Below are 22269 nucleotides of genomic sequence, written 5' to 3'. Positions count from 1 at the left end.
TGCTACAGCGCGTCTTCGCCGCGTTCGCCGGTCCGTATGCGGATAACCTCTTCAACCGGAGTCACGAAAATTTTTCCGTCGCCGATGCGCCCCGTCTTGGCGGCCTGCTCAATGGTGTCGACCACCTTGGAAACGATGTCGTCGGCAACAATGATCTCCATCTTGATCTTGGGGATAAAGTCCACGACGTATTCAGCACCGCGATAGAGTTCCGTGTGTCCCTTCTGGCGGCCGAATCCCTTGACTTCCCCAACCGTGATTCCCTGAATGCCTATTTCGTTGAGCGCTTCCTTCACTTCATCCAGCTTGAACGGCTTGATAATCGCTTCGACTTTTTTCAAGACACATCACCCCCTTGGGATAGTTGAAAAGTTGGAGGATTATAGGTTTACCACCCCCAAAAAGCAAGGCGTATCCCCCCGGCGTCTTTGGTGAAGATATAAAAGCAAATAGTCTGCCCACGAAGAAAGAAAAATACAAACCATTGGTAAATTCGGCATATTAAAGAGAATGGCTTGGCATCGGAAAGAAAACGGGGAAAATGTGGCACAAAATAAAGGCACTTCAAGATACCCTCTGCACACCAAATGGGCACAAATGCCCGAAAGTCCGTTTCAGCGGCATGGTTTGCAGGGTAGCTCCGCGCTTTCTTCCGGCCATCAGCCACTCCAGGCAAGGAACCAAACCCGGACAGCACTGCACCCGGCTTTAGCGGCAAACGGTCAACGCCCGGTTAAACTTGTCTTGTTCCCGGCCGATAGGTATAGTGGAGGCCATCATGATCCAGGGACACACGGTGCGTATCATCATGCTCGCTGCGCTGGTGGGGGTGACTGCTCCCGAACGGTCACGGGCCGACATTTACCGGTTCGTGGATGCGGACGGCGTGGAATGTTTCACCGACGCCCCCATGAACGGCAAGGCGTCGCTCTATCTGCGCGAAAAAAAGGCAGCCCGGCCCGTCACCCGCCGCACTGTTCCGCACCACCTGCGGGCGACCGGCATCACCGGGGCATCTCCCGCAATCAGCCCGACCACCCCGTTCCCGCCAGACGCATCCGCGGCGCCTCCGGTCCAGGGGAGGATAACCTCCCTGGTGGGGCTGCGCCACGATCCCATCGACGGCACCATGCGCGAACACCGGGGCATTGACATCGCCGTGCCCGAGGGGACCCCGGTCAGGGCCATCGCACCGGGGCGCGTGGCCTTTGCGGGCAGTCGGCCGGGCTACGGCACCATGGTGATCCTTGAGCACCCGGACGGCATCATCACCCTCTACGCCCACAACTCCATGAATGCGGTGGCTGAAGGGACAACCGTCTCCGCCGGAGATACCATCGCCCTCTCCGGCTCCACGGGGAGATCCACCGGGCCCCACCTCCACTTCGAAGCCTGGCGGGGCGACATGAACGTCACATCATCCTATCTGCCCGGCGCCCGGGGCGATCGGATCGGCACCGCCCCTACCCCCCGCGCCGCGGACACCATCCGCAAGATCCTCCAGGCCGACGGAACCATACTGCTGACCAACCACTGATTGCCGCCACCACTCCCGCTACCCTTCTCCCGCCCGTTTGGTCCTGCGGGTCGGGGCCGCGCTCCAGGGATCATCGGGCCAGGGATGCTTGGGGTAGCGTCCCCGCATCTCTTTCTTGACCTCCTGATATGCCCCGTTCCAGAAACCGCGCAGATCGGACGTGACCTGCAGGGGACGCCCTGCAGGGGACAGGAGGTGGACCACCACCGGCACCCGCCCCCAGGCCACGGCAGGGGTGTCGGCGCATCCAAACATTTCCTGCAGCTTCACTGCCAGGGTCGGAGCCCCTTCCGCATCGTACGCCAGGGGAATCCGCGAACCGCTCGGCACCGTCAGATGTGTGGGTGCCCCCCCGTCGAGACGGCGGAGCTGGTCCCAGGAGAGCAGGGCTTTCAGCGGCGGCAAAAGATCGAGAGACGCCAGGTCGGCCCGGCTCCGGGCCTTGCCCAGAAAGGGGCCGAGCCAGTCCTCGAGTGTTTCCAGAAGTCGTTCATCGGAAAGATCGGGCCAGCCGTCGCCGGGGCAGACCCGGCCAAGAAAGCGGACCCGTGCCCGGAACTGGCTGGCAGCCGGCGTCCACCCCAGGGCCGCAATGCCCGGACCGGTGCGCAGCCCCGCCAGCAAGGCGTCGCGGAGTTCATCGCTCGTGGCGGAGACGGGATGGCTCTCCAGAACGAGGGCACCGTAGCAGGCTTCATCCCGGGCGCTCACCCTTCCTTCCCGCTCGTCCCAGGTCACCCTGCGCCGGCGGATGATGTCGCCGGAGAACTCGTCGTGGAACCGCGCCGGATCAAGGGCGCTCGCCTGGCGGATCAGATCGTCCCCCCGCTCACCGCGCTCCACCAGATAGGCCACGATCAACTGCTCCCCGTGGAGGGAACTCCGCTCCGATAACCGGGCCCCTCTGCCGTTGGCCAGCAGATAGCGCCGCTCACCCCCCGGGCGGGCCTGGGCGATCCGATCGGGGTATGCCCACGAAAGCAGCAGCCCCGTTTCCCGGACCGGATCCGCAACCGCGCGCCCCTTTCCGTCCGGAGCAATCAGGCGCCGAAGATGCGATGCCACACGGTCCACTGCCCGGCAGGCAGAAGAATCAACCTGATGATCCCTTCCCCCTCTTCCCTGCCGCCACTGCCCAAGGGCCTCCACCCGGACGAGCATGTCGCAGCCGGCCCGCTCGACGGCCTGGCCGGCCCCGGCGTTACGCACGATGTCCCGCTCAGTGAGCAGCGCGGCCACGTCGCACGCAAAAGGCGCCGGACCGCGCTCGGCCGCGCGCAGCAGCATGTGAGCCAGGCGAGGATGGAGAGGCAGCTCAGCCATGCGCCGTCCCGTTTCGGTTATCACCCCCCGACCGTCAAGGGCATCGAGTGCCTTCAGAAGGTTTCTCGCCTCCTCCAGTGCCCCGCGGGAGGAGGATCGAGCCAGGCAAGGGACGCCGGATCACTCACTCCCCAGTGTGCCAGGTCGAGGGCCAGCGGTGCCAGATCGGCGATGAGGATTTCCGGAGGATCTGCCGCCAGGAGCACCTGCTGGTCATGCTCTGGCCAGAGGCGGTAGCAGGTTCCCGGTCCCAGGCGGCCGGCCCGGCCGGCCCGTTGGGTCGCCGACGCGGCGGAAACCCGTTCGGTGACCAGCCGGTTCAGCCCCGAAGCCGGATCATACCGCAGCCGCCGGGTCTGGCCACCGTCCACCACCACGCGGACACCTTCAATGGTGAGACTCGTTTCGGCAATGGTGGTTGCCAGCACCACCTTGCGCCGGCCGGGGACCGGCAGGATCGCCCGCTCCTGCTCCTCGAACGGCAGATCGCCGTAGAGGGGCACCACCAGCGGGGCCTGCAGCGGCGGGTCGTCAGCGAGCAGTTGGCCGCAGCGCCTGATCTCTCCGGCGCCGGGGAGGAACGCGAGGATATCCCCTTCGCACTCGCGCACTGCAATCCGGACGGCACGCGCCACGGCCGAGGGGAGGTTCTCCCGGTCGTTGGGCGGCATGTGCCGCAGCGCAACGGGGTGGCTTCGCCCCTCGCTGGTGATGACCGGTGCGTTGCCGAGCAGGGCCGCGATCGGCGCCGCAGCCATGGTTGCCGACATGACGATGATCCGCAGGTCCTCCCGCAGCCCTGCCTGAACATCGCGGCAGAGGGCGAGGGCCAGATCCGAATGGATGCTCCGCTCGTGGAACTCGTCGAAGATCACGACACCGACCCCCTCAAGGAGCGGATCGGACTGGAGGCGGCGCGTAAGGATTCCTTCGGTCACCACTTCCACCCGGGTTCGGGCAGACACCCGGCGGTCGAAGCGGATGGCGTACCCCACTGTGGCGCCCGCCTCCTCCCCCAGACTGCGGGCCATCCAGCGGGCAGCATTCGTCGCGGCCAGCCGGCGCGGCTCCAGCATGATAATCCGTTTGCCGTTCAGCCAGGGAGCGTCAAGGAGCGCAAGGGGAACACGGGTGGTCTTCCCGGCCCCCGGCGGCGCCTGGAGCACTGCGGCGTTCCGCAGCTCAAGGGCCGTCAGCAGGTCGGGGATGACGTCGTCAACGGGAAGGCGGTTCATGGGGAAGAGGGGTGGAAGCGTTGTACTCGCTAACCTTACTCCTGGCCGGTCAATGCCGCCAGGTCGTCAAGGCTCACATCGGCCAGGGAGTCAACGACCCTGCGGGCACCACCGAGCCGCACGGCGGGATAGCTGTTGGTGACGGCAAGGACACCGATCCCGGCCCCCGTGGCCGAGGCGATGCCGGCCGGCGTGTCTTCTATCGCGATGCATGTGTTCGGCCGGATCTGCCGATCGGGAAAGGTCGTTGTCAGCCGCCGCACCGCCAGGGCGTAGCTGGCCGGGTCGGGTTTGCTGGCCGACACCTCGTCGGCGGTGACCATGACGTCAAAACTATTCGAAAGACCGAGCCCCTCCAGAATCGGCAGAATGTCCGAGCGGAGGGCGCCGCTGCAAAGCGCCAGGGGGCGACTGGCCCTGATGCTCCTGATCAGTTCGACAACCCCCGGATAGGGCGTGACGCCGGAAGCGATGATCCCTTGGAACGCAGCCGCCTTGCGGGCGATGAGACCTTCGAGTTCGCGGTCTTCCAGGTCCGCGCCCCGCACCCGGAACGCTTCCCGGAAGGCGTCCCGGTCGTCATAGCCCATGTAGACCTCCACGTAGGCCTCCCAGGAATAGCCGAACCCCATCGGCTCGAGAATGGCCTGGAACGCCCGGTAGTGAAGCGGTTCGGTATCGACGATGATCCCGTCGAAATCGAAGATGACGGCAGACAGCATGAAAAACCTCCTAAAATTTCCCTACCAGGGCAAGGGTGGCAGCGCCGTCCGCCACTGCCGGCACAAGCACCAGATTTCCGCCGCCGGCGTGGTAACGGGTGACGATCCTGCCGGCCAGTTCACCGATGGCGGCCCCCAGGAGCACGTCGCTGGCCCAGTGCTTTCCCTCTTGCATGCGGGAAAACCCCACAAAGGCGGCGGTGGCATAGGATGCGACACCTACCGGCACGCTCCCGGATGTGGACGTGATGACCGAAGCCAGTGCAAAGGAGCTGGCCGTATGCATGGAGGGCATGGAATCGTAGTCTGATTCCAATGACAACGGACGAAAGGTCCCCGATCCCTTGCCCGTCAGGGGCCGGGCGCGGCCGATGGCCTGCTTGAGCACCAGCGTTGCGGCATCTGCCAGGAGCGCCGCCTCGCCCATCATGAGCCCCGCATCCCGCCAGCGGGGGGAACCGGCCAGCAGTCCGCCACCGTAAACGGCACCCGCCACTCCCAGATGAATGACCGGGTTACCCACGAGACTGCCGGCATCGGTGACCCGGTCGAGAGTCCGGCCGCGCGTTCCTGTCACCTCGTCACGGATATCCTCGTCGAACTGCGACAGGACTCCCACTGCTCCCGCCACGGCCAGGGTTCCCCACAGGGCACCGTTATCGATGCCGAAGGGTGCCGTTACGAAAGCGGCGGCCTCGTCGCGGAGCGTCCGTGCCTCCCGGCCCAGGAATTCACCCGACCAGGGCATATCCTCCGCTGCTGCCGTAGCTGCCGTGAGCGTCACCAGAACGGACGCCGCAACCATCGCCCCCATAAGGTGTCGAACCATCACTCCTATGCCTCCCTGTTCCCGGCAGTACCCTTGCGGGAGGCAAGAAGACAGACGAGACCGGCTCCCACCGCGTCCGCCACCAGATCACCCAGCTCGGCGGTGCGCGTCGTGGTCAGCGTTGCCTGGGCAACCTCGATCAGGGCGCCGTACGCCACGGTGGCGCCAAAGGCCCAGAGCCAGCAGCGGCGCACACATTTTCCGTACACGACCAGGAATCGCCCGGCACACCACGCAAGTGCGCCAAAGGCAACAGCATGCTCCACCTTGTCCCAGCCGGGGAAGGGAAGCGGTTCCGCCTTGGGTGCCGGCATCAGGGTCAGGACAAGGATAGTTCCCCCCCAGACGGCGAGAAGAACCGTGTAGAGCTTCCTGCGGGATTCCGGCGTGATCATTCCGGCTAGAGGCCTGCCGCGATGATCACGCCGGCGGTTACGGCTACCTGTGCCAGGATTGTCGTTATGTCCTTGATCTCCCGCATCCAGGCGATTCGCTCAAGCTTCTGGGGCACCACGAGCGTATCTCCGGGCTCCAGGGGAGACGACAGGAATCCGCCGAACGTCCAGCGCCGGGCATAGTCGTCCCAGCGGATGCCGAACGAAGACTGCTGCCTGCTGAAGACCGAGCCGTCAGCCTTGATAAGATACATGTCATCCAGTTCGGCATCGCGGGTGGCGCCGCCGGAACGCTCCAGGTAATAGGCCACGTCCCTCTGCGCAATATGCAGGAACGAGGTGGGGTTGTAGACGGACCCCATGACCGACACCACGCTCGGTGTCGGGGGTATGTAGAGCTCATCCCCACCCTCCAGCTCCAGATCATAGGGGCTGTGTGCAAGCGCCTCGGCCTGGGCGAGCCGGATCACCACCCGCCCCTCGGCCTTGGAGGTCTTCAACTTCGCCAGACTCCTCAACAGCCCGTCGAGGGCGGCCTTGGTGGCTTCCAGTTCCTCGCGGGACGCCGCCACCGACGAGAGTTCAGCCTGCTTGCGGTAGACATCCTGCTCAGTCCGGGTAATGACCTCGTCCATCCGGCGCTGCTGTTCCTCCCGTACCGACCTGCGGGTGAACTTGGCCCCCTTGAGACTGGCACGCTCGGTATAGCCGCCTGCCCGGGCGATGACCGAACTCAGCCGCTCCCCCTTGGCAATGGAATAGGTGCCGGGAAATTTCACCTCGCCCCGCAGGGTTACGAACCGGTCGCTGGCCTCAAGCCAGTTCTCGATACTCCGGACGATGAGGACATCGTCGGTCTGCAGGGGGAGGTTATGGTCGGGATCGCCCGCCATGGCCTTCTCGAGGTTGATATCCAGACGGGTCGCCCGCGCACCGTCGCCATTGACATCGATCCTGGTCAGCTCCGCACTGCCCAGAAAGGCATTGCGCTTGGGGCTGCCGGCCACGGTCACCAGATCGCGCACCGTCATGCGCGGGAAATACTCATAGCTGCCCGGGTTGAGCACTGCCCCGCTGATGGACACCGTATGCTTCTCGAGCATGTCGGCCCGGGAGAACACCCGCACCGTGTCCTGCTCCTGAAGGGGGAGATTTTCCTTGGGATCGCCCTGCATTGCGGCCCGCAGATTGAAGGTGACCACTTCCCGGCGGTACTCGGGAAGGGCAAGCCGCGTAATTTCAGCCGACTCCAGATACGATTCGGGAAGAAGGGCCGACGGATCCGGAAGAATATCCCTGACCCGCATTCCCTCCTTCAACTGATAGGGACCGGGCCGCGTCACGTTCCCCGCCAGGGTGACCACCTTGCGCACGGCATCGAACACCGGGAACACGGTGACCATGTCGCGGTCCTTCAACTCCACCCGGGAAAGCTCGGCCTCCAAGTCGCCCCCCTTGGCTCATAATCAAGCACGACCCGGGCGCTGTTCCCCTCGATCCGCTCCAGTTGGATACGGCCCGTATCCCCTGCCGCCGTGATCCCCCCTGCCATGACCACCAGCCGGGAAAGCGACATCGCGCCCTTCAGCTCGTAGATGCCGGGACGCCGCACTTCACCCGCAACAGCCGCAACCGGCCCGATCACCGGCACAAATACCGTATCGCCGCTTTGCAGCCTCACGTCATTGCTACGGTCGCCGTTGAGAAACATATCATAGAGATCAACAGACCGGGGCTCGGCTCCCGGCCGCGACACCCTGATCGACCGCAGGCTCCCGTTTTTCGAAGGCCCCCCGGCCGCGGCCAGGGCGTTGACCACCGTGGCCAGGGAACTGACACTGTACACCCCGGGCGTTTCCACCTCACCCACCACGTAAACCTGAATGGTCCTGAGGCTCCCCAGGGTCACGTTCAACTCGTACCCCTTGTAGTAGCGGGCCAGGGCCTTGTCTATGGCTTCCCGCGCCTGGCCGTAGGTCAGCCCCCAGAGCTTCACCGGACCGATGCGCGGGATCAGGATCTCGCCGTTGCGGTCCACCGTCGGCTCATAGCGGGCGGTGAAGCTGCCCCACACATCGATTCTGATGGAATCGCCCGGACCAACGACATAGTCGGGGCCCACGGGCAGATTTTCGGTCACGGCAAGACTTGCGAGACTGTTTTTAAAGAATTCATACCCGAACTGGCGGAGAGATCTGTTGAGGGGAGTCGGTTCGAGCTTGTCCAGCAGCGTCGGGCTCTGGCGGGCAAAAGCACGCTCCAGGGACGAAGCGGACGCATCCGGGGCCGTGGGGATAACCCTCATCTCCTCGGAGGCAAGCACCAGCTTGCGATCCGCGTTATAGCCCATGACCCTCACGAAATAGGGCCGCTCATTGGTCAGATTCTGTAGTCTGAAGGTGGCGGCGAGACCCGCGTCGACCTTATTGCCGTATGCGTTAGGCTCGGTACCGTAGTGAATCACATAGTTCGACGGGGTTTCCTCCGGGCTCTTGGGTGCCGTTGTCGATGCCCAGGTGAGAACGATCTGTCCGTCGGCAGGTTCGGCCTTGAGCAGCAGCTTCGCACCTTCCTCCGTCTGTTGCTGGGAAAGCTGTCCGGCAGCCTCACCAACGGCGGGCGCCGCACCCTTGCTTTCGGAGAGCTGGCGCACCACGGCCTCGGGGGCCTCGACCGCCCTCGCAATGGAGTTGGCAGTGCCGGCAACACCGGCAATCAGGGTGAACAAAGCGATAACGTATGCCTTCCAAATCCTCATGCGTCGTACCTCTATCAGGCTGCTGTTAATACTGGTGCGGCCGGCCAGCGTTGGTGCCGCTCGACGTACCGGCGGCCATGCCCGGCTGAATAACGGCGTGCTGCGGACATGTCTCGATAATCCTTAGTACCTTTACCTCGCCTTCCAGTCAACCGGAAATGCGCATATGCCCTTGACTTCTCCCCTGGCATTTATTAACAGATTTACACACTGATTCGATTAACTTCGGGGAGAACCGATGCAGATCATCCATCATGGCGGTAAATTCGGCGTCACCGGGTCATGCCACGAGCTCGTCATTTCCGACAGCGCCGCCATCCTCATTGATTGCGGCCTGCTCCAGGGGAATGACGACCGCAACGGCAGAGGTGGCAGAACATCGCCTTTCATCGACTTTCCCCTTGAGCGGATCAAGGGGCTGGTGCTCACCCATGTCCACATCGATCACTGCGGTCGCATCCCCCACCTGCTGGGAGCGGGGTTCCAAGGGCCCATCTGGTGCAGTGAGGCATCCGCCCTGCTCCTTCCCCTGGTCCTCGGTGATGCCGTCAAAGTCGGCATCAGCCGTGACCGGCACCTCATCGCCCGCTTCCTCGATAGCGTCAAAAAACGACTGATCCCCCTCCCCTACGACAGGTGGCACCACCTGGGATGCTGGGACGGCCGCTCCGTTTCGCTGCGGCTCCAGCAAGCGGGACACATCCTTGGCTCGGCGTACGTGGAGGTGTCGGTCAATCCGTCGCCTCAACCGGAGCAAACCGCAACCATCACCGGGCCAAGGGACGACACGATCGTTGTCTTCTCCGGGGACCTGGGCGCGCCCTTCGCCCCGTTGCTGCCCGACCCGACACCGCCCGAACGGGCAGACATCCTGGTTCTCGAATCAACCTACGGCGACCGGCAGCACGAGGGACGCGAACAGCGCCGGGAACGACTGTACCGGGTCATCGTCCGGGCGCTTGAAAATCGCGGCGCCCTTCTGGTGCCCGCCTTCAGCATCGGCAGGACCCAGGAACTGCTCTACGAGATCGAGGACCTCATCAGCCGGCACCGGACCGAAGAGGCGGCCGCCGGCCTGCCGTGGGACGACCTGGAAATCATCGTCGACTCTCCCCTGGCCCTCAACGTCACCCGGTCTATGACCGGCTGCGCAGGCTCTGGGACAAAGGAGCGCTCGAAACCATTGCGCAGAACCGTAACCCCCTATCGTTCGAGCAGATGACCATCATCGAGAGCCATGCCGACCATTGGGCCACGGTGGAGTACCTCCGCAAGACCGCCCGTCCCTGCATCGTCATCGCCAGCGGTGGCATGTGCGCAGGGGGACGTATCGTGAACTACCTGAAAGCCCTCATGTCAGACCCGCGCACCGACATCCTCTTTGTGGGCTACCAGGCCGCCGGCACCCCGGGAAGGGATATCCTTGAGGCGGCACAACAGCGCCGGGAAGGCGACGCCCCGGTCTTCATCGACCTGGACGGCGGCACCTACCCCCTGCGGGCGGCCGTCCACACCATCAGCGGCTATTCGGCCCATGCCGACCAGCGGAATCTTGTCGAATTCGTCGAGGGAATTGCCGTCTCGCCAAAAATCATCAAACTTGTGCACGGGGAAGAGGCGGCGCGGACTGCACTGGCAGGGGTCCTTGCAAAGAAGGGGTATGAGGTGGAACATTAGCCTAGCAGCGATTATTCATCAGGACAGTGGGAATGGCCGGGAATCGTGGGGGAATCAATACCGGTAGGTAAACGCCAGGGTCGCGAGCTGATTGGTCCGGTCGCTGCCCGGCACGAGATCCACGTTGGAAATCCGCTCCCAGCCGTAATTCACGTTAAGATCCACATCACCGTAAAACGGCAGGCGCCAAAAGGCGCGGAGCGCATCTTTCCGTTCAACAGCCTGCATGACCCCGTTTGCCGGATCATACCTGCCGGCGCTGTTGACTTTCAGACGCCCTTCCTGTCCCCGCTCGGTGTGAAAATATTCCAGTGCCAGCGAGTTGCGGGCCGAGAACCAGTGACTGTACCGGATGAAAAACTCCTCTGCCGCCCCCCCCTGCGAATGCCCGGGGGTCATCCCCTTATACACGTAGCCGGCCGGAAACTGCCAGTCGGTATAGTGCATGACACTCCCCCGATAATACTCGAACCGCAGGTCGTCCCGACCGGAAGGCGTCAGGCAGGGGATGAAGATACCGGCCACATAGCTTTCCACAAACGGCCAGAACGACGCCGAATCCTCGCCCGAATACTCGCCGTAAATCTCCGTGTTGCGCAGCCAGGGAATCCTGAATCGCAAGTCGATCCCCGCGATCGAGTTCACATGATCGTTATCGGCGCCACCGAAAATCTGATCGAACAGACTCACATCGCCGGTGAATCCCGGCCCCCCCTCCTGGCGCACCAGGTTCGCGCCGATCTCGAACCAGGGCTTCGGCTTGAGGGTGAGCTTCATCCCGAAAAACCACGGCTTCCGGTAATCGGCGCCACTCCCCGTTGCATCGAAGCGCGAGCCGATCAGGACATACTTGAAGTCGCCCAGGTACTCCTTGATCCAGCCCACATCAACGGGTTCAGGGCTTGAAAGCTTGACCATGTCGAAGTTGGCGGCATTAGTGGTCAGGGTCGTGGCGCCGCGATAGCCCGGCCCAAACCAGTTGGCGTCCCGACCGACCTCCAACTCGATCCCGCCGCTCCCGAGCTTCAGATATCCCTTCTGCAGGCTCAAACGGTTGGTTTCATCCGTGTGCAATGCGTTCGGCTCCACCAGCACGGTCGCATAGCGGCCGAGGTACCCTTCCATGCTCCAGCGGAACTCAAGGTTATGCCCGTCCCCGTAGACAACCCCTTCGTTATTCTCCAACAGAGGCGTACCCTCGGTTCCGGACTGGTGGGCCACGCTGGGCGGCTGAGGTCTCAGGTTTCCGCCGATGAACCCGAAAGCGGACTGATTTGCCGGATCGAGCACATCCCGGTTGTAACTGCGGGGCTTTCCATCCAGGTACACATACCGCAACCGGGCGGAAGCCACCGGCGTATAGTCTACCAAAGGCGCCTTTTCCGGCTCTTTCCTCAGGGATGCCTCCCGGGGGACCAACTCCCGGATGCGCTTGATAACCTCGAACGCCAGCGGGGGAATCTGTTCTTCGTTTTTCACGAGATTCGCCTCAGCCTCCAGGAGAAGCCGGGCCGCTTCGGCCTTCGAGTATGGCCTTATCCCCTTGGTATCAGAGGTAATCAACCCAAAACCGGCAAGTTTGTCCAGGTATTGATAGACAGGGCTGTCAAGAGGGATGTTGTTCGAGGCGAGCGCCCAGACATGCCCGGGGAAAGCGGAAAGGAGGAACAGAACGATTAACAGTCCGAGCGGGATACGATTCATTGGGTCACTTACTCAAGAGGGATCTGAACGGTTCAACACGGCACTATATGCTGAATTTATTGGCGATTACGAGCCGATGCTAGCATGAAATGCAGAGAAATCAATTAAAAATCACGTACCCTGCCCGTGCATCACGTGGTGGTCTATAGCCTACTGTGCCCCTGTACCGAAAAAGACCACACCGACCGTCTTGAAGATAATCTTCAGATCCAGCCAGATGCTCCACTGATCTATATATTTCAGGTCAAGCTTTACGATCTCATCAAATTCGTTGATGCGGTTTCGTCCGCTGACTTGCCAGAGCCCCGTAATTCCCGGACGGATCGAGATGCGTCGTCGATGCCAGTTTTCATACTTGGCCACCTCGTCCGGAGTCGGCGGTCGCGTGCCCACCAGCGACATCTCGCCGCAGAACACGTTCCAGAACTGGGGCAACTCATCCAGGCTCGTCTTGCGGAGGAACTTGCCTATCCGGGTGATCCTCGGATCGTGAGCAATTTTGAAGATGGCACCGCTCATTTCGTTGAGATGCTCAAGCTCCTTCTTGCGATCTTCTGCATCGACATACATTGAACGGAATTTCCAGCACTTGAAAATGCGGCCATGCTCCCCTACCCGCTCCTGGCCGAAAAAAATCGGCCCTGGAGAATCAAGTCTGATCGCCAAGGCAATAAAAGGATACAGGGCGCCGGTAATAAGCAGCCCTATGGTGGAGCCGAAAAAATCAAGGCACCGTTTGAGGAACAATTGGGTGGCATCGAAATTCTTGCTGTAAAACGTGAGAATGGGGATCTCATCGTGAAACATGCTCATCTCACGCCGGGAAATCTGCATCTCATAATGGTCCAACACCATGCGGACCGTTATCCCCATCTCCTCCAGATCGTGCAGATAGTCGTCGATATTCTCTTCCCACTGGCGGGAAAGACAAAAGACAACTTCATCAACGGGGTTTGATTTGCAGATGTCCACAAGTTGAGGCATGGTGCCCAGCACCTTGTAGCCTGACAACGTGTCAGGCAGGGAATTTGTTTTCACTCCGAGAAACCCGACTACTTTGAGTCCCCAGTCGGAGTGCTGCTCAACCAGATGAATGAACCGTTTCGAACGCTCGTTAGTGCCGACTATGAGAATATTTCTGAAGTTGTAACCGCGTCGCCGGATATGGGAGAGAATCAGCTTGAGGGTCAGTTTACCGAGGGTAAGAAGTAAGAATGAAAGCAGGATGAAAATGCCGAACAGTATTCGCCTGAAGCCGCCGGGCTCTATGAAATAAATCAACGATGCGGTGATTATGCCGCCGATAACGTGAACTTTGAGTAAATCACTTATGAGCTTGGGGATGGAATGGGTTCGCGTCGATGCATACATCCCGTATTTTGAAAGCAAGAGGTGCCAGACGGGGATAATTACCAGCAAAACCCAGAGGTAGTGATAGAAATCGCCAATGCTGCCGATTCTGCTCCTTATCTCATAAGCAACGGCAAAAGCGATAAATATGAGCAATACATCGACAAGCTTGTTAAGCAAGGTAAATTGTTTAGCTTGTTCTTTCAACATATTCGATAACGACACTAAACTGCTGAGGTACAAGTCTGTATAAATAAGTTATAATTTCAACTCGACTTCCGTACCCAGCAAAACGTGTAACACCCCATGATTATTATTAGTTTGACATCTTGATCTGGCTTAAAAAGCTTTGTTTCCCAATAAATCCACCCGTACAGAAAGAGGGTTATGTGAGCCAGATTGTAACAGGGATTGCAACCGTAGAAAACCAGATAAGTTCACTCTTTCACAGTGACAACCTCGGCCTGCTATTTCGGCAAAACCAACATCGAAAAAGAGAAAGTGATGTGTCTCGATTCCTTGCAAGCCCTAAATCCCACCTGTCAAATCCGAATGCAGCAGCCAAGCCTACGTAAGCGTCTACCCCTCAAGCAAGTTCCGCACACACAGGGCCGCTAACAGCAACGACCTACTTACCTGGCTAACCCCGCCAATAGATGCAAATAGTCTCGTTCAACCTTTTCGAATAGGAAGTACCTACCAATCATTTTCTTGCCGTTCTCGGAAATTTCCATCATGAAGCGACATCGCCGAAAAGCCTGATGACAGAAGCGGCAATCTCTTCTGGTGAGTTGGCGATCAGACACTCTTTGCCATGGTTTGCCGGAATCCCTTCAATCCCGATATCATTGGTTACGACCGGAATGCCGTGCGCCATCGCATCGAGTATCTTCGTCTTGATCCCGCTGCCAAACGCTATTGGCGTCAGAAATATATGACATTCCGCAAACAAATCATCAACTGAATTCACGTAACCCGAAAGATGCACTCGAGGATTTCGTTGGGTAATCATCACTGCTCTGTCATCATAGCTCCCGGCGATGTCGAAAATATAGCTGAAACCTCGTTGTTCGAGGGCTGGCAAGACTTCATCAATGATATATCTTATACTGGCGAGATTCTGGTTGGTTAACAAATTCCCGAAAAACAGCAATCGGCAGGGAAAAATGCAATTAGATAACGTGCCGGGGGAAACGCGCCTCACCGTCGGGGGAATTGAATGAATATTCCCCCCCCCCGTTGTTGTTTTCAACCCCTTCGCTTCTAATGGTGAGACAAGAGTCACTACATCGAATCGATTGACCGCCTCTTTCTCGCGTCGGCCTATCTTCAGAGCCTCGTATCGCAGCACGATGGGTTTCAGATAACGGTTCGCCAGACGGGTTATCGCTCGTGGGGAAATCGCATAAAATGTTCCCAGCAGGTCATCATCAGCAGACATATTATATGAAAACCGTATGTAACGTCCCGAAAGCAGATCGTCCATTTCCAGAACCTTGGGGATATCCTCATCCTCAATGAACTGACCGCATCTGATCATGTCCGCTATGACAATATCCGGTTTGAACGTCGCCAAGGTGGCACGTATTTTCCTGCAGGCAGCACGAGAAAAGAAAAGCCTTTCTTGCAAAGACTTACGATGTTGAAACAAGAAATTGAACAACAATTCAGGTTTGGAAGGGAAATAGAGTGGTTCAACAAGACTTAATCCTAATTCTCTTTTGATTTCCGCGCAGGTTTCTTCGGAATTGGCGGGATCTTTTTCGAAATAAAGAAGGCCGAGTCGATATTTATTTTTGAGCATCGACAGAGACTGGACTATCATTCTTTCGCGCCCGCCAGTAACGGGCACTGGTTTTCTTGTGGCAATATATAAGACTCTAACCACCTATCACGGCTCCTTTATACTTAACCTTTGGCAACCGGCAACTTAACACATCACCTCCGCTAAAAACTGTTGTAACTTCTGTGTCTGACGTAAAAACGAGAAACTATCCGCATTGGGAAATTCACCGCAGAAAACGAGTTTATCAAGTGATCCTTGCGTGTTTATAAAATCGATCCATTGCTCTGGCGTATCCATAACAACCACTGATGGATCCGGGGCAAGACTCAGCCCTTGAATAGCAAGTGGCGTACATATCATAGGCATTTTATTATAGATGCCCTCAGCGACTTTGACATTGACGCCTGCACCAGTGACGATCGGATTAACCATTACGTCAACAGCATTCCAGATCATTCCGATATCATCAACAAAGCCATGACCAATAACGTTTCTTCCATTACCAAGGTGCTCCGACATCAAACCGAATAGATGCAGTTCATAGTCGATCGAAAGATATGGCAGAATATATCGGGACAACCATGAAACAGCATCACGATTTGGCCACCACTCCATATTCCCGAGAAACCCCAATAACACCTTCCCCCCCTGAAACGCACTCCTCTGCCGCACCACAGGTGAATAATCAAAGGATGGATTCAAGGCGAGTACGTTCATTCCGGCACCGAGCGCGTTCCAGAATTCTCGGTCTTCGCAGGAAATGGTGATCAAATTACCCACTTCCCGCACCTTATCGCGTTCGAATTGTCTGTATTTAACAGCATCTCTCTTCAACATAGAGCCCATAACAGGCCAACCGTTATACTTTTCAACGTATTGCATGTACAAACAATGCTCAATGTTATGGGAAATATGGATTACCGGTACATTACGAGGGAGCAAGTCAACTACCCAAAGCATCTCAGCGTGGTCGAGAACAACAAGATCGTATTCGTTTACTGTCAATTCATGCTGGATTCTTTCGGAAAATTCTCGTGAATAAAAATATCGTACTTTTGCTGGAAACTCCGAACAGGCAGACTGTAACAATGAAGAGATTTTCCTAAATGTCTTGGTAACTTTGGGATTTGATGGCAGGCAATACAACTCCGAGATCTCAATATCCGGGATCGCAGAATTAATAAGCTTAACAACTGATGAAGAGAATACGGAGCCGCCATTGGATAAACTTTCATCCTTGACATGGGAAACGAACAAAACTGTTAACATCGACGGTCCTTATTCGTGATCCATTTAATTTGCAAACCAGTACCCATAGTCAAGTTCATATCTGACATCGTTGGCTCTTTGACGTACCTCCCGGGCCGGATTACCTCCCACTACGCTGTACGGTTTGACATGCTTTACCACCACGGAACCGGGGTAGATTACTGCCCCTTCACCGATCTCGACACCAGGCATAATTAAAGAATTTGCAAAAATTACAACGTTATCGTGAATTTTGACGCTGGCACCTTTCAAACGAAAAAACGGGTCGTCTATCTCATGTCCAAGAGTATAGATTTTTACGTCGTGGGCAATCGACACATTCTTCCCAATGAATATGCCACGTCTGTTATCGAGATAACAACCGGAGTTCACAACAGTATTATTGCCTAGCTCCAGTCTGCCGAAATGGAAAAAACGCACGGGTGAATGTATATAGCTTTTCTTGCCTACTTTTATACCAAATATGCGTAAATAGAATTTTTTAATCACAAAGAGCGGAATGAAACTATATGACAGATTCAAATATTTCAGGAGTATAAACACAAGTTGTGTCTTTACTTGTTGCACAGATGGAATATTTAATATTCGCCTGATAGTCACTTTCAACCAGTGCTCGATGAAACCAGCATAGACCTTACTACGAGGGAATCCATGCTTCAACAGAATGCCCATATATTGTCGGAAGGCCTGCATTTTCTGACGATCGCTGATCCCACCTATCCGCATATTGATTGTGTTATCCAAGCGTTTGAATTCGACCCCCACCTTATGGGCCCGAACCAACCAGTCGGTATCCACCGCTATCGGTATACCCGGATTGAACTTTCCCACAGCGTCATAAGCCTTTTTACTTGCAAAGCAGGACGTGTGCATGAAGCCAAAGCCAATACATATCTTGTTGGGTCTGAAAATTTTGCTGTTTCTACCGACCTCAAAATCAAATTCATCGATAAATTTTGTATTCCCATATGTTAACATCGGTCGGGTGATATCGATCCCACTGATAGCAATTGAAACAGATGAAGAATCATAATAATCATCAGTATTGAGGAAACCGATGATTTCGCCTCTGGCAAGAAGCAAACCTTTATTCCAGGCATCTCCTATACCTTCATCCGGTTCCGAAATCCAATAATCAATATGTGATTCATACTTCCTGATAATATCAACGGAACCGTCAGTTGAACCACCATCAACTATCAAATACTCGATGTTATCGTAAGTTTGTGCAACAACGCTTTGTATGCACTGTTCTAGGTGCTTAACACTGTTAAAAGAAGCGGTAATTATCGTAACAAGCGGCTTGTCTGGTAACGATTGTTTATGAAAACCATTTAAACGCCTGCCACCTCCAAGTATTGTCTTAAAGGAATTCATATTATATCCTGACCATGTTAAACCTCAAAACTTGAGGTTGATAAACTTCCAGGTTTAAGGTACTCGCCCCTTAATAAGTCTGAAATTTGTCTCAGACCGGTTGATACTTGCGGTTGCTTCCAGGGGGAAACTGAGAAAGGTGAACCTTGTACTCACTGGTCAGTTCTGCTAGGGTCTTTCCCCCGGACAGAGCTGCCAAGCTAACATATGCCTTGAACTCGGCCGAGCGGTGCTTCCGTTTTCCGTGCATCGAACCGTCCCCTTTCATGTGCAGTCCGTTGTTTATACACCTGTCTCAATTGCCGGCAACACTTCAGTTACGAGTAGAATCTATCTTATGCCTAGCTATAAAATTCATCCCGAAGAACAGTACATTTACCAAGGACAATTTCCGAACCAAAAAATTTTCAATGGTATTTACTGTTTCAGATTTAACAAGAGAATATACGAATGGAGGGAAAAATCTTATATATTCAAGGGAATTTAACTCTAAATCTAAACCAGCGGAATTAAAATATGATGACCATTGTTTAATATTCCGTATATTTTCATCCCCAATAACTACTTCTCGACCTAAAACATCATCATAATAAATTCTAACTTTATTATGTCCCCGACGCCAATATAGTAAAGACTGCTGTATGGGATTTGCCCCATTCTCCTCAATTACAATAATTCTACCATTCGCTTTTAAAGCATTTTTCAATATAGAAAGCGCATCTGAAAGTGGCTCTAGATGGTGTAAGGTATCCTGGACTATAATAATATCAGCAAATGATGGAGCTGGCGGATCATAAAATATATTACGATATTCTACCGTAAACAATTCTACAGGACCGAACTGCCTCCAGTAATTAAAGCGATCAAAAATTAAATTATAAAAAACTGGTTCAATGGTATAACCAATTGTTCTGATTCCGTTCATGGCTAAAAACAATCCAGTAGTCCCATAGCCACAACCACAATCCCAAACAATATTGTCACTGCCTACAATATTTTTGTAGACATAATTAAGCCTTTTCAGGAAATACAATTTTCTAAATTCAAAAGAAATGTCTTTTTTGGCAAACTTATAGTAACTGTGCATGGGAGTTGATTCTTTATTGCAAAGTTCATCTAACAGGTCTTTGAAAAACTCACTGTATTTACGTACAATTTGATTCGGTTTTGTGTTATGATGCCGCGCATATCTCACTGATATTACAGGAGAAACAGTATGCGCGGTTTTGAGCAGCAATCTGATGCTCTGTTCGTCTACATCTCGCCGGAATCCTTTGTGCCCAAGGATCATCCCTTGCGGCCCATCCGGCAGATGGTTGATGTGGCCCTTGATGATCTGTCTCCGGTTTTCTGTCAGATGTACTCCCACACCGGCCGGCCATCGGTTCCGCCAGAGCAATTGCTCAAGGCAATGCTGCTGCAGGTGCTGTACTCGATTCCCAGCAACGTCAAGCTGGTGGAACAGATTCACTTCAGCATCCTGTTCCGCTGGTTCCTCGGTCTCGGTCTTGATGAGCCAGTTTGGGATCACTCCAGTTTCAGCAAGAACCAGGAGCGCCTGATTGAGACCGATGTTGCCACAAAGTTCCTGGCAGCGATCCTTGAGCAGGCCAGAGGCAAGAAGCTGCTGTCAAAAGATCACTTCAGTGTTGACGGTACCCTGATCCAGGCATGGGCCTCCATCAAGAGTTTCAAACCCCGAGATGACGATCAGGAGCCGCCAGCGGGAAAGAATCCGACCCGTGACTTCCGGGGTGAGAAACTGGTCAACGATACTCATGCCTCGACCACCGACCCGGAAGCAAAGCTGTATCGCAAGAGCAGCACCCATGAGGCCAAGCTGTCGTTTGCGGCCCATGTCCTGACCGAGAACAGAAATGGGCTGGTCATGGTCAGCACCGTCACCGAAGCCGATGGCTTTGCCGAACGCGATGCCGCAGAAAAGATGCTTGGCAGCGTTGTCAATGGCAAGCGGCGCATCACGGTGGCTGCCGACAAGAACTACGACACCAAGGGATTCGTCAAAGCAGCTCGTACCATGAAGCGACGCCCCATGTTGCCCAGAATACAGAACGCAACGGTGGTTCAGCCATTGACGGACGCACCACCCGGCACAGTGGGTATGCAGTGAGCCAGAAATTCCGTAAGCGCATCGAAGAAGTATTCGGCTGGCTCAAGACTACCGGCCAGTTTCGGCAGACCCGCTATCGGGGAGTGACCAAAATCAACTGGTACTTCACCCTGGCGGTAACCGCTTACAACCTGGTCCGAATGCGAAACTTGGGGGTTGGTACCGCATAAAGTGGGGAGAAAACCGCCCACAAGGCGAAACCGGGCCGAATAATCGGCCAAAAAGAGTTTCAAAGAGCAAGATAACCGCAGAACAAACAACAAAATCAAACTGAGCCGTCCCGAAAAATCTCTCCTGGAGGTCATGGGGGCAAAAACAGGGAGTTTTTCAAGACCCTGCTAAAAATAGCTCCCAAAACATTTCTGGGGTCATGCTAAGCCTCTTACTAAAAGGGGTTCTTTCGCAGAATTTGTGGTTAGATTATCTGACCTCAGGACCTCAGTGGGCACTGAGAGGGCGACCCCTCCGGACAGGACAGTTTGGCGGGGAGGAGGTAGAAAGCCTCCATGGTCATGCCGCCATTTTGAAGGAGCGGGCGGCGCGGTCTTTGCCAATATGCCTCACCCGGTGTTCTGTCGTCCAGACTGGAGTGAGGACAATTCATGTTGTAGTCGATCCAGCGATTGAGACCTTCTAGTATCTCGCTGCCGGGCTCATAGGCGTGCAGGTAAATGCACTCGTACTTCAGAGAGCGCCAGAGCCATTCGATCATGACGTTGTCCCTCCGGCGCCCCTTGCCGTTTTGCCCCCCCGAAAACTCAGCCATTGCAACCCTAGAGATTTAGGTCTAGAACTCCCAGAGGAGACTAGACATGAAAGTGAAACGATTTATCGAAGAGCAGATCATTGGCATCCTGAAACAGGCAGAAGCCGGCATGAAGATCATTGATCGCCGCAGGATGCACGGCATCAGCGATGCTACTTTTTACACTTGGCGCAAGAAGTACGGCGGCAGAAATGTATCTGATGCCAAGCGCCTGAAGCAACTTGAATTGCCTCCCTCCTTCGTCAGTCTGCGACTGTCCACCTATCACACCGTCAGAATTCCGGGCTCCATCTCTCTTCATTGAGCATCAATAAATCGTTTATTAGACAAAGCCTTTTTATAAACCTCCAATTGTGCTCTATTCCTATCAATATAATAGCTAGGCATATAATTAAAATAGCTAATGCCTTTTACTGCCGGTATGTTATTCAACACCACATCCATAAACATTCTCACCCAAGCAGCATCGCCCGGATATGGACCAGGATACCATTTACTATAATTATCACCAGTCGCCCATTCAGATATAAAAATTGGTTTATCATAGCTATTGGCCAAGTATTGTAATTCAATCGGACTTATTGCATTATAAAGGCTAGGGGCTACCCAGTCTACAAAATCATCTCCTGGCCAATAAGCTTTCCATCCTTCCTTAGAAGGATAATTATCAATTTTTCTGCCATTTACATCTGGAGCCCAAGCGAATGCAACGTTAGTAACCCCCCTATCTCTAAAGATTCTTATTATTCTTTGCCATACTTTTATATACCTACCTGCCGTCCAATCAGACTTCTCGGGATGCTTTGCAGCAAATGCTTGCGACCATGGCCACCAGTCTCCGTTCATTTCATGATTCCAGCTCATAAATAATGGTTTTTTAAAAGCTTTCGCGGCATCTGCAGCTTGGGAAAAATAACTATCATACTTACCAGCAATAATATCTTCAGCACTCCACCATAACCCCGTCTTTGTATTCCAATCAGCAGTCGATGCCTTAATAAATGGAATTGCACCAATCTTATCAACCTTTTCCATCATTTTTATATAAAATGTCCAATCTCGATATTGACCATTACTCCATACAGGAGCGAAAAAAGTAATAACCTTAGGCTTATGACCAACAAGTGCGACATAATTATCGTAATAGTCATAAAACTTCGGATCTTCAACATTTAAACCCACCCCATGATATAATAGATTATTTGGTGGCTCAAGTTTACTTGGCGCAGCATAGACACATGATAATAGCAGTAAGCATATCAAAGCAGTAAATATCAATATTCTAGTTACCATATTATCAGCATTACCAATCTGTCCACTTACAGTAAATACACAAGTAGTCTGATTATGTTTGCCCACATTGGCCTCCTTAGCTTTAGACAGACTAACATGGCGTTAATTATACCAAGA

12 protein-coding genes and 5 pseudogenes are annotated in these 22269 nt (G+C 55.1%); 4 read left to right on the top strand and 13 right to left on the bottom strand.

Annotated elements, in window-relative coordinates:
* Positions 1-2: 2 nt before the first annotated feature.
* A complete protein-coding gene (locus A2G06_07720; GenBank protein ANA40212.1) occupies positions 3-341 on the bottom strand; it encodes a transcriptional regulator in 339 nt (112 codons plus the stop codon).
* 437 nt (positions 342-778) lie between these two features.
* On the opposite strand from A2G06_07720, the gene A2G06_07715 reads away from it, so the two are divergent.
* On the top strand, positions 779-1537 hold the full coding sequence (locus A2G06_07715) for a peptidase M23 (GenBank protein ANA40211.1): 759 nt from the start codon (positions 779-781) through the stop codon (positions 1535-1537).
* An 18-nt stretch (positions 1538-1555) separates the two neighbouring features.
* On the opposite strand, the pseudogene A2G06_07710 reads toward A2G06_07715, so the two are convergent.
* From A2G06_07710 to A2G06_07685, 6 genes and pseudogenes are all read right to left on the bottom strand, one after another.
* Positions 1556-4095 (bottom strand): annotated as a pseudogene (locus A2G06_07710) (ATP-dependent helicase HrpB).
* A 35-nt stretch (positions 4096-4130) separates the two neighbouring features.
* Entirely contained in the window at positions 4131-4817 is a 687-nt protein-coding gene (locus A2G06_07705) for an HAD family hydrolase (GenBank protein ANA40210.1), read from the bottom strand.
* Positions 4818-4827: 10 nt separating this feature from the next.
* Positions 4828-5646: a phosphoesterase gene (locus A2G06_07700; protein ANA41629.1), complete on the bottom strand. Its 819-nt coding sequence runs from the start codon at positions 5644-5646 to the stop codon at positions 4828-4830.
* A gap of 5 nt (positions 5647-5651) precedes the next feature.
* Positions 5652-6041 (bottom strand): hypothetical protein, encoded by a 390-nt coding sequence (locus A2G06_07695; GenBank protein ANA40209.1) that lies wholly within the window; start codon positions 6039-6041, stop codon positions 5652-5654.
* 5 nt (positions 6042-6046) lie between these two features.
* Positions 6047-7486: a hypothetical protein gene (locus A2G06_07690; GenBank protein ID ANA40208.1), complete on the bottom strand. Its 1440-nt coding sequence runs from the start codon at positions 7484-7486 to the stop codon at positions 6047-6049.
* The gene (locus tag A2G06_07685; protein ANA40207.1) at positions 7456-8799 is read right to left on the bottom strand and encodes a hypothetical protein; all 1344 of its coding nucleotides are present in this window, start codon (positions 8797-8799) and stop codon (positions 7456-7458) included. Before A2G06_07685 ends, A2G06_07690 begins: the two co-directional genes overlap by 31 nt.
* A 238-nt stretch (positions 8800-9037) precedes the next feature.
* Between A2G06_07685 and A2G06_07680 the strand changes: the two are divergent.
* Positions 9038-10476 (top strand): annotated as a pseudogene (locus A2G06_07680) (MBL fold hydrolase).
* A gap of 54 nt (positions 10477-10530) precedes the next feature.
* Here the strand turns inward: A2G06_07680 and A2G06_07675 are convergent.
* From A2G06_07675 to A2G06_07655, 5 genes are all read right to left on the bottom strand, one after another.
* Positions 10531-12180, bottom strand: a complete 1650-nt coding sequence (locus tag A2G06_07675; GenBank protein ID ANA40206.1) for a hypothetical protein — start codon at positions 12178-12180, stop codon at positions 10531-10533.
* A gap of 150 nt (positions 12181-12330) precedes the next feature.
* Positions 12331-13740: a UDP-phosphate galactose phosphotransferase gene (locus A2G06_07670; protein ANA41628.1), complete on the bottom strand. Its 1410-nt coding sequence runs from the start codon at positions 13738-13740 to the stop codon at positions 12331-12333.
* A gap of 523 nt (positions 13741-14263) precedes the next feature.
* Positions 14264-15418, bottom strand: coding sequence for a hypothetical protein (locus A2G06_07665; protein ID ANA40205.1), 1155 nt, complete (start codon positions 15416-15418; stop codon positions 14264-14266).
* Positions 15419-15460: 42 nt separating this feature from the next.
* Positions 15461-16198 (bottom strand): hypothetical protein, encoded by a 738-nt coding sequence (locus A2G06_07660; GenBank protein ANA40204.1) that lies wholly within the window; start codon positions 16196-16198, stop codon positions 15461-15463.
* A 411-nt stretch (positions 16199-16609) separates the two neighbouring features.
* Complete coding sequence (locus A2G06_07655) at positions 16610-17170, bottom strand: transferase (GenBank protein ID ANA41627.1); 561 nt, start codon at positions 17168-17170, stop codon at positions 16610-16612.
* Between the two features lie 2008 nt (positions 17171-19178).
* On the opposite strand from A2G06_07655, the pseudogene A2G06_07650 reads away from it, so the two are divergent.
* Positions 19179-20263 (top strand): annotated as a pseudogene (locus A2G06_07650) (transposase).
* Positions 20264-20625: 362 nt separating this feature from the next.
* Here the strand turns inward: A2G06_07650 and A2G06_07645 are convergent.
* A pseudogene (locus A2G06_07645) lies at positions 20626-20859 on the bottom strand (hypothetical protein).
* A 46-nt stretch (positions 20860-20905) separates the two neighbouring features.
* On the opposite strand from A2G06_07645, the pseudogene A2G06_07640 reads away from it, so the two are divergent.
* Positions 20906-21085: pseudogene (locus A2G06_07640) on the top strand (transposase).
* The last annotated feature ends 1184 nt before the right edge of the window (positions 21086-22269 follow it).

Source organism: Geobacter anodireducens (genome assembly GCA_001628815.1).
Taxonomy (GTDB): domain Bacteria; phylum Desulfobacterota; class Desulfuromonadia; order Geobacterales; family Geobacteraceae; genus Geobacter; species Geobacter anodireducens.
Note: the sequence above shows the minus strand (reverse complement) of the source record. Positions and strands in the feature narration are given on the sequence as shown.